Raw genomic sequence first — 9,385 nt, 5'->3', positions numbered from 1 at the left:
GAAGGAATCCGCCGTATCGCCCGTGGAGAACTCCACGGACCCTGGGACATCGACCAGCATCTCCGGAGGGACTAACGGACCCCTTGCCACGTTCTAAAGCGACGGTTGCGTGGGGTCGAGAGCGCGCGTGCGGGGGCGCGTTGAGCCCGGAGCGCGCGCGGGCATGCGTCGGGGCGGGGAGCCGGCGTGGTCCCCCGCCCCTCGCTTGCCCGGTCAGGCGGCGGCGGGGCGCAGCTCCAGTTCGTCGTCGGCCACAAGAATGGCCTGGTAGAGGTCGCGCAGGGCGCGTGCGGGTTCCACGCCCAGTTCACGGTCGAGGATGTCGCGCGCATGGTGGAAGACCATGAGAGCGTCGCCCTGTCGCTCGGCCCGGTACAGCGCCAGCATCAACTGGCGGTGGAAGGCCTCGCGCAGGGGGTACTCGGCCACCAGGCTGTAGAGCGAGGCGATGAGTTCGCGGTGCCGGCCGAGGGTCAGATCGACATCGTTCTTCATCTCGATGCACTCAAGGCGGTCCTCGTCGGCCCAGGCGACGAAATCGTCTACGATCGGGCCACCGCGGAGATTGCCGAGTACCGGCCCGCGGAACATTCCCAGGGCGGTGCCGAACGCCTCGGACGCCATCTCGTGCTGGCCGCGGCGCATCGCGCCCCGGCCCAGGGTGACGAACCGCTGGAATGCCACGACGTCCAGTTCATCGCCCGGTTCGAGCAGCATCACGTAGCCGGGAGAGCGAGTGACGACGGGATTCGATCCGCCGGTTACCTCGCGCAGGAATTTACGGAGCTGAGATATGTGGACGTGCAGTGCGGCCATGGCCCGGCGCGGTGGCGCGTCGCCCCATATCTCATTGCTCAGCTGATCGATCGAGACGATCTGATCGGCGCGAATCAGCAGGCTGGCCAGCAGTAGTTCTATCTTCCGCGCACTGATGAATGACGTCCGCGTGCAGTCGGCGACGCGCAGACTGCCCAAAAGTTCGTACTTCATCGATTCCCCTCGTTGGCCCATCGGGCCTGCGCGGCCCGAGGCCGACGCAGACGGTGCGAGCCCGACGTCGCGTCTCCCGACGCGGGCTGTGGGGCAGCACTTCGTTGGGCTGCGTCCTGTGTGCTCGCACACGCCAGGATGTCAACGCGGCCGGTTCGTCACATCGGTGAATGTACGTAAGTATTCTCTAATCCCAGGGGCTCTTTTCGGCCACCCCACTCAAGGGTGCCGAGCACGAAATGATCAACCGAGCGGGCTCGACGCCGACCCAATATTCCCGTACCGGATCACTGGCTAACGTGAGATGCGCCTCACAACCCCAAACCGCACGGCCGGTACTATGGGCTAGAACATCAATTCGGGGGAGTTGATTGAGCCAGGGGTACGGTTCGGCCTAAACCGCCGCCTCGTCTTGCGAAACGCTGTACCAGTCGATTCGTCAGCTCCTCAACCACGAGTTCTTCGCTATACCACTCCTTCGATTCGCAGGCCACGTCGGGCGAAGGGGGCAAGTCCTTTTTCAGACACTGTGCATGAAGGGGGAACGTACGGTGATCCGTGACAGTGATTCCGGCGGGAACAGCCGACCCGCCGTCCGGTCCGGGGAAGCACAGCGCCTATGGAGCGCTCTGGATGACCTGGGCCGCGGCCGGGGGCGCATCATCGAGGTGGTCGGCGAGCCCGGTATGGGCAAGACGCATCTGCTGTCCTGTCTCGCCGATGAGGCCGCCCGCCGCTCTTTCACCGTCGCCTCCAGCAGATGCACCGAGTTCGAGCGCAACCTTCCCTGCCAGGTGTTCGTCCAACTCCTGGGCACCATCACGGGCTTGCGCAGCGTGCGCGAGGAATCGCGACGCGAGGCCACCCGTTTCCGGGTGTACGACGCGGTGCGCACGATGCTCCGCGACCGCGCCGAACAGGGGCTCGTACTCATCCTCGACGACTTCCACTGGGCTGACACCACGTCTCAGGAGACCGTCGAGTATCTGCTGAGGATCCCCGTCGACGCCCCTCTTCTCCTGGTTGTCTCCCAGCGCACCCGTCAGGCGTCGACGCGGTTGCGCAGTGCGCTGGCCCATGCCATCGACTTCGGGAACGCCGAACGCATCGAACTGGCTCCGCTCACCGTCGCGCAATCAGCGGATCTGCTGGGTCAGCCGGTGTCCAGCGGCACCTTACGCAGCCTGCACGCGGCCTCCGGCGGCAATCCCTCCCGGCTGGAACTCGCCTTCGCCGATAAATGGCACGAATCGCAGCGACCGCCCGCCGTGGACCAGCCCCTGCCGGAGCGGTTCGCCGCCGTGCTGGCCGGCGAGATCGATGCCCTGGCCCCGCACTTTCTCGCCGTCGCGCGAGCGGCCGCGGTGATCGGCTCCCGCTTCACTCTCGACGCCATCGCCGAGGTCTCCGGGATCCGCCGGGACGAGGTCTGCCCCGCCGTCTCCGAGCTCATCCGCCGCGATCTGCTCCGCCCCGTCTCCCGTACCGCGGCTTTCACCTTCCGCTACCCGGAGCTGCGGCGGCAGATCCACGCCACCTTCGACCCGTGTTCCCGCGCGTCGCTGCACCGCCGCGCGCTGGCCATGCTCGCGCGCCAGGGCGCCCCCGCCACCGAACAGGCGGTCCATATCGAGCAGTCACTGTCCGAGCTGACCGAACAGGACCTGCGCACACTGATCCTGGCCGCCCGCGAGGAGCTCCAGACCTCGCCTCACCAGGCCGCGCGCTGGCTCCGGGTGGCGCTGCGGGTGCCGGTCTCCCAACTGCGGGACGAGAACGAGCAGCGGGACCTGCTCGGCCTGCTCACCCTGGTCCTCGGTACGGGCGGCAGGCTGGGCGACAAGAGCGATCTGGTGCTCGGCCTGCGCCGGCTCGCACCCGCCGAGCCCGGTCAGGCCCGGTCCCGGGTGATCGCGTTCTGTTCGCTTCTTCAGGGCTACCTGGGCCACCGCGCGGCGGCCCAGGCCCTGCTCAACCAGGAGTTGGAGTCCTTCCCCGGCCGTGACGTGCCCGCCGCCGCGGTACCGCTCCTGGTGCAGCGCGAGGTCACCAAGATCTTCAACGAGCAGATGCCCGAACTGGAGCAGGTCCAGCTGATCCTGCGGGCCGCGCGCAAGCACGGCGACCGGATCAACGAGGCGGGCGCGCTGGCGCTCCGTGCGCTCACCCAGGCCCTCACCTCCGACCCCGAGGACGCCAGGATCAGCGCCGAGGAGTGCGCGTCCGTGGTCGACAGTCTCACCGACGAAGTGCTGTGCGACCACCCCGAGTTCGTGGCCATGCTCGGCTGGGCGGAGGGGTTCCTCGGCTTCCGCACCGAGGCCGCCGGGCATTTCAAACGCGGCGCCTCGCTCCTCCCGCGCTGCGGCCGCACCTTCCTCAGGCCCATCTTCCTGAACGGCATCGCCTTCTGCTACGTACAGAGCAACCGCGTCTCCGAGGCGCGCGCCATGGCGGCCAAGGCCAAGCAAGCGGCGCTGGAGGAGGGCGGGGCGGACCTCCCCATCCTGGCGCTGGCCCTGGAGTCGTGGCTGCTGCTGCTCACCGAGATCCGCGGCGAACGCCGGGCCCTGCTCACCGCCGAGCAGGCGGTGAACACCGTCGATGCGAGCAACCGCCCGTTGAGCGTGCTGACCACCATCTCGCTGGCCATCGCGGCACGGGTTCAGGGCGACCATCCGCGCGCCACGGCACTGCTGCTCACGGTCGGCGGCGGCCCGGACCTGCGGGACATCCCGCCCGTGATGCGCCCCGCGCTCTACGAGATGCTCACCGCCACCGCCGCGGACAACTCCTCGCCGTCACCCGCGGAGTGGGCCTGGCTCGCCGCGTCCGCGGCCCAGGACGTCACCCTGCCCATGCCCCGGGCGTTCGCGCTGATGGCCCGAGCCCATGTGCTGCACGAGAGCCCGGCCGTGGCGGCCGACCTCTATCAGGAGGCGTCCTGCCTGTTCTCCTCGATCGGAGCCAACTGGGCCCAGGCCTGGGCGATGACGTACGCGGCCTCCTGCATCGCGGCCGACGGACGGACACCGGAAGCCATCACGGTCCTCGGTTACGCCGAGGAACTGGCGCTGCGCGCCGGGGCGTCACGGCTGTTCGAGAACGCCCGTCAGCTGCGCAGGGAACTGGCGGCGTTCAACGAGGAGGACGAGAAGGAGGAGTCCGCGGGCGTGCTGTCGATGCTGACCGTGCGCGAGCGGGAGGTCGCCGGCATCGTCGGCACGGGGAAGAAGACGCGGGAGATAGCTCAGGAGCTGAGCGTCAGCCCGCGTACGGTCGACGCGCATCTGACGCGTATCTACCGCAAGCTCAACATCAGTTCGCGGGCGGCGCTGGCACGGCTGATGGCACAGGCCAGCTGAGCGCCCCGCGGCGGGCCGCCGGAGTACGGGCGCGGGCCGCTGGTGGACGGACGCGCCGGCCGCCGGAATACGGGCGCGGGCCGCTGGTGGACGGACGCGCCGGCCGCCGGAATACGGGCGCGCCGGGCCGGCTTCGGGCCGGGCCCGGCGCGCGCCGCGTCCGTCGTCGCTAGGACGCGGAGGGCTCCCCGAACCACGTGGTCAGCGCCGCGCGCAGGCCGCCGTCGGCGGCGTCGGCCGCGTCGGCCGGGCCCGCCCAGGCTACATACCCGTCCGGCCGGATCAACAGCACGGACTCCGCGACCTGGCCGGCCGCCACGGCGCTGACCACATCGACCCGGTCCGCCCAGCCGCGCCACTCGCCCGGCCGCGCCGCCCCCTGGGACAGATCGAGCAGCACGCCCCGGCCCGCGTGCAGGGTACGGGCCACGCCGATCCGCTCCCCGTCGGCCGTCGTCAGCTTCAGATCAGGCACCCGGCGACCCAGCAGAGGGGACACCGGGATGGCCGGATCCTCGCCCCCGGTCGTCCGCTGCCCCGCGTACTCCATGGGGTAGACGGTGTTGATGCCGGTCACCATGTCGTTGAGGTGCCGGGTGACGCTGGTGAACCCGACGAGTCCGCCGAAGAGTTCCCGCAGCGGCGCCACCCGGTCCAGCGGATACATCAGGGCGACCTGGGCCTCGGCGTTCAGACAGGCCCGGTGGCCCACCGGGTGCCGCTCGTCGTGGTACGTGTCGAGCAGCCCGGCCGGGGCCCCTCCGCGGAGATGGGCGGCCAGCTTCCAACCAAGGTTGAGCGCGTCCTGAATGCCGGTGTTGAGTCCCTGCGCACCCGAGGGGAAGTGCGCGTGGGCAGCGTCTCCCGCCAGCAGTACCCGGCCCAGCCGGTACCGCTCTGCCTGCTTCGTGGCGTTGTCGAAGCGGTGCAGCCGGCCTCGCACCTCACCGAGCTTGACCTCCTTACCGGTGATCTTGCGGATCGACGCCCGAAGCTCCTCCAGCGTCGCGGGCTCCTCGTCGGGCACACTCGGCCGGTCGAACTCGGTCGTCATGATCCGTACCAGTCCGGGACCGATCGGTATGGCGCCGAACAGGCCGGTGGGGTGCAGGCCCGCGTCGAACTGCTCGCCGTCGGGCACCTCCACATCGCCCCACAGGCCGTAATACGTCTTGCCGTCCCCGCGGAAGTCGAACCCCGCCAGCCGGGCCACCGCGCTGTTCCCGCCGTCGCAGCCCACCAGAAAGTCGGCGCGGACGGTCTCCTCGCCCGTGGCGGACCGCACGGTCACCGTCACACCGGAATCGTCCTGCTCGACACCGACGACCTCCTGGCCACGGCGGATGTCGGCCCCGAGTCCGACGGCGTGCTCCGCGAGCACCTGCTCGGTCCGCGCTTGCGGCACCACGACGATGTACTCGCGCTCGTCCAGCTTCGCCACATCCAGCCAGTGGAAGGCGAAGTGGGTGCGCGGCCACGGCATCGGGTCACCCGCACGGATCGTGTCACCCGGACCGCGCAGGTCCAGCGCCTCCAGCGCCCGCGCGTGCAGCCCCAGGGCCCGCGACTGGCCGTCACGCTCGGCGGCCCGCTCGACGACGATCGTCTCGATCCCCGCAAGCCCCAGCTCCCCGGCCAGCATCAGGCCGACCGGGCCGGCCCCCGCGACAACTACGGTGCCACTCATGACGAACTCCTCTGATCTGTAAGGGTGTTCAGCTCGGAATGGATGAAGGCCACCAGCGCGCGGGGAGTGGCGTGGTCGAAGAGCACGACGGGCGGCAGATCCAGGCCCGTCGCCTCACACAGCAGATTGCGCACTTCCAGGGCGGTGAAGGAAGTGAACCCGATGTCGAGGAAGAGGTCCTCGGCCTCGATCGTCTCCGTCGCCCCGTGTCCGAGGACGGCCCCCGCGTGTACACGTACGAGGTCGAGCAGGATCCGCTCCGCCTCGTCCTCCGTGGCAGCCCTCAGCCGGCGCCGCAGCTCTTCGGCGCCGTACGCCGCCACGGCCGGGGCATCCGCCGCCGACTCCGCGGCCCTCGCACGGGCGGCCGCTGCCGCCGCGCCGGCCTTGCGGTGCCAGGACGCCAGCACGGGCAGCAGCGCGGCCAGTGGCTCCCGCTGCTCCGTACCGCTCTCCAGCGTCCTGAGCAGTTCGTCGACGTCCTCGTTGGCGACGGCCTCCCAGAAGCGTGTCTCATGCGGCAGCGCCGGATCCGACGACGGCTCGACGGGCGCTTCGAGCCAGAGCCGCTGTCGCTGGAAGGCGTACGTGGGCAGCGCCACGCGGCGTGCGCCGCCGCCCTCCAGCAGGGCGTTCCACTGGACGGGAAGCCCGTGGACGAACGCTGTGGCCAGGGCGGCAGCAGCGGCGTGGGTTTCCGGACGATCGTTACGGAGGGACGGTACGAAGACCGCACCCTCGCCCTCGACACCGGCCTGGGCCAGAGCGGTCAGCGTGGCATCCGGGCCGATCTCGATGAACGTGCCCACGCCCTCGCCTTCGAGGGTCTGGACCGCCTGGTGGAAGAGCACCGCGTTCCGCGCATGCGCCGCCCAATAGTCGACCGAGGACAACTCCTCGGCCGTCACCAGCCCACCCGTCAGTGTCGACATAATCGGAATGGCCGGAGCGGAGAACTCCAACTCGCTGGCCACCGCACGGAATTCATCGAGCATGCCGTCCATCAGAGGGGAATGGAAGGCGTGGCTGACGGTCAGACGACGCGTCTTGTGACCCGCCTCCGACAGCAGACCCGACACCTCCAGCACCGCGCGCTCATCACCCGAAATCACCGTCGATGAGGGACTGTTGACCGCAGCCAGGGCGACATCAGTGCGTCCCTCCAGGTACGGGGCGACGACCGGCTCTCCCGCCCGTACGGCCACCATCGCGCCCCCGGCCGGCAGCGCCTGCATCAGACGGCCACGCGCCGCCACCAACCGCGCCGCGTCCTCCAACGACAGGACCCCGGCCACATGCGCAGCCGCCAGCTCACCGATCGAATGACCGGCGAGGAAGTCGGGCACCACACCCCACGACTCCCACAACCGGAACAACGCCACCTCCACCGCGAACAAACCCGGCTGCGTAAACGCCGTCTCATGCACCACGGAATCGTCCACCGCCTCACCCAACGGCAGCTCCAGCAACCCCTCGAACGCCGCACTCACCGCGTCAAACGCCTCCGCGAACACCGGAAACGCCCCATACAACCCACCCCCCATCCCCACCCGCTGACTCCCCTGACCAGCGAAGAGGAAAGCGGTCTTCCCGAGCCTGCCGGCCGTGCCCCGTACCACCGAAGCCGACGGTTCACCGCGCTCCAGGGACTTCAGTCCGGCCAGGAATCCCTCGCGGTCCCCGGCCAGGACGACAGCGCGATGGGCGAAGGCAGCACGCGTGGTCGCGAGCGACAGGGCGATGTCGGACGGACGCAGTTCAGCGTCCCCGGTCACGTGCTCACGGAGCCGTTCGGCCTGTCCGGCCAGGGCCGGACCGCTCCTGGCGGTCAGCACCCACGGCAGCACTCCGCTTGGAGCGATCGCGTCGGACCCCTCGTTCTCCGATGTCGATTCTTCGGTCAGCGGCTGTTCGGCCGGCGCCTGTTCGAGGATGACGTGCGCGTTGGTGCCGCTGATGCCGAAGGACGACACGGCCGCCCGACGCGGACGATCCGGACCACCCTCCGGCCACTCCCGCGCCTCCCTCAACAGCTCAACAGCCCCCGCCGACCAGTCCACATGCGGCGACGGCTCATCCACATGCAACGTCCGCGGCAACACCCCATGCCGCATCGCCAACACCATCTTGATCACACCAGCCACACCCGCAGCCGCCTGCGTATGACCAATATTCGACTTCACCGACCCCAACCACAACGGCCGCTCCGACGAACGACCCTGCCCATACGTCGCCAGCAACGCCTGCGCCTCGATCGGATCACCCAACCGCGTCCCCGTACCATGCGCCTCCACCGCATCCACATCACCGGCAGACAACCCCGCACCGGAAAGGGCCTGGCGGATCATGCGCTCCTGGGAAGGGCCGTTGGGGGCGGTCAGCCCGTTGCTCGCGCCGTCCTGGTTGACGGCGCTGCCACGGACGACGGCGAGTACGGGGTGGCCGTTGCGGCGTGCGTCCGCGAGGCGTTCGACGAGGAGGAGTCCGATGCCCTCGCCCCAGCCGGTGCCGTCCGCCGCGGCGGCGAAGGACTTGCAGCGGCCGTCGGGGGCGAGGCCGCGCTGCCGGCTGAACTCGACGAAGGTGCCCGGTGTCGCCAGCACCGTCACCCCGCCGGCCAGGGCGAGTTCACACTCACCGTTGCGCAGTGCCTGGACGGCGAGGTGCAGGGCGACGAGGGAGGAGGAACACGCGGTGTCGACCGTGACGGCCGGTCCCTCGAAGCCGAAGGTGTACGAGACGCGGCCGGAGGCGACGCTTCCGGCGCTGCCGTTGCCGAGGAAGCCCTCCAGGTCTTCGGGTGCCTTGCGCAGCCGGGTGGCGTAGTCGCCGTACATCACGCCGGCGAAGACGCCGGTCCTGCTGCCTCTGAGCGTGGCCGGGTCGATACCGGCCCGTTCGACCGCTTCCCAGGATGCCTCCAGGAGCAGCCGCTGCTGGGGGTCCATGGCGAGCGCCTCGCGCGGGCTGATGCCGAAGAACCCGGGGTCGAAGCGGTCGGCGTCGTGCAGGAACGCGCCCTCGCGGGCGTACATCTTGCCGATGCTGTCCGGGTCGGGGTCGTAGAGCTCGGCCACGTTCCAGCCGCGCCCCTCGGGGAATCCGGACACCGCGTCGGTGCCGTCGGCGACCAGCTGCCACAGCTCGTCCGGTGAGGTCACTCCGCCGGGGTAGCGGCAGCTCATCCCGACGATGGCGATGGGCTCCCGCCGCTCGGACTCGACCTCTTGGAGCCGGCGTCGGGTCTGGTGCAGATCGGCCGTGACCCATTTCAGGTAGTCGACGAGCTTCTCTTCGTTCGGCATTCGGGGGTTCATCTCCTCAAGCCCGTGTCAAACCAGGG

The 9,385-nt window shown here is 69.8% G+C and carries 4 protein-coding genes; 1 reads left to right on the top strand and 3 read right to left on the bottom strand.

Annotated features, from left to right (window positions below):
- Positions 1 to 213 precede the first annotated feature (213 nt).
- Positions 214 to 990, bottom strand: coding sequence for an AfsR/SARP family transcriptional regulator (locus ACFRKB_RS00475; RefSeq protein ID WP_365977794.1), 777 nt, complete (start codon positions 988 to 990; stop codon positions 214 to 216).
- A gap of 533 nt (positions 991 to 1,523) precedes the next feature.
- On the opposite strand from ACFRKB_RS00475, the gene ACFRKB_RS00470 reads away from it, so the two are divergent.
- Positions 1,524 to 4,355 (top strand): helix-turn-helix transcriptional regulator, encoded by a 2,832-nt coding sequence (locus ACFRKB_RS00470; protein WP_383101987.1) that lies wholly within the window; start codon positions 1,524 to 1,526, stop codon positions 4,353 to 4,355.
- Between the two features lie 169 nt (positions 4,356 to 4,524).
- Here the strand turns inward: ACFRKB_RS00470 and ACFRKB_RS00465 are convergent, their stop codons facing one another.
- Entirely contained in the window at positions 4,525 to 6,042 is a 1,518-nt protein-coding gene (locus ACFRKB_RS00465; RefSeq protein ID WP_383101986.1) for an FAD-dependent monooxygenase, read from the bottom strand.
- On the bottom strand, positions 6,039 to 9,317 hold the full coding sequence (locus ACFRKB_RS00460; RefSeq protein WP_383102542.1) for a type I polyketide synthase: 3,279 nt from the start codon (positions 9,315 to 9,317) through the stop codon (positions 6,039 to 6,041). The genes ACFRKB_RS00465 and ACFRKB_RS00460 overlap by 4 nt, the downstream gene beginning before the upstream one ends.
- Positions 9,318 to 9,385: the final 68 nt, after the last annotated feature.

It is taken from the genome of Streptomyces scopuliridis (genome assembly GCF_042790125.1).
Classification (GTDB): domain Bacteria; phylum Actinomycetota; class Actinomycetes; order Streptomycetales; family Streptomycetaceae; genus Streptomyces; species Streptomyces scopuliridis_A.
This window is presented reverse-complemented; position numbering and strand designations above follow the sequence as displayed.

Bases quoted from the DNA above. Each gene is read 5' to 3' on its own strand.
- ACFRKB_RS00475 (WP_365977794.1), bottom strand. From the start codon at position 990: ATGAAGTACGAACTTTTGGGCAGTCTGCGCGTCGCCGACTGCACGCGG.
- ACFRKB_RS00470 (WP_383101987.1), top strand. From the start codon at position 1,524: ATGAAGGGGGAACGTACGGTGATCCGTGACAGTGATTCCGGCGGGAAC.
- ACFRKB_RS00465 (WP_383101986.1), bottom strand. From the start codon at position 6,042: ATGAGTGGCACCGTAGTTGTCGCGGGGGCCGGCCCGGTCGGCCTGATG.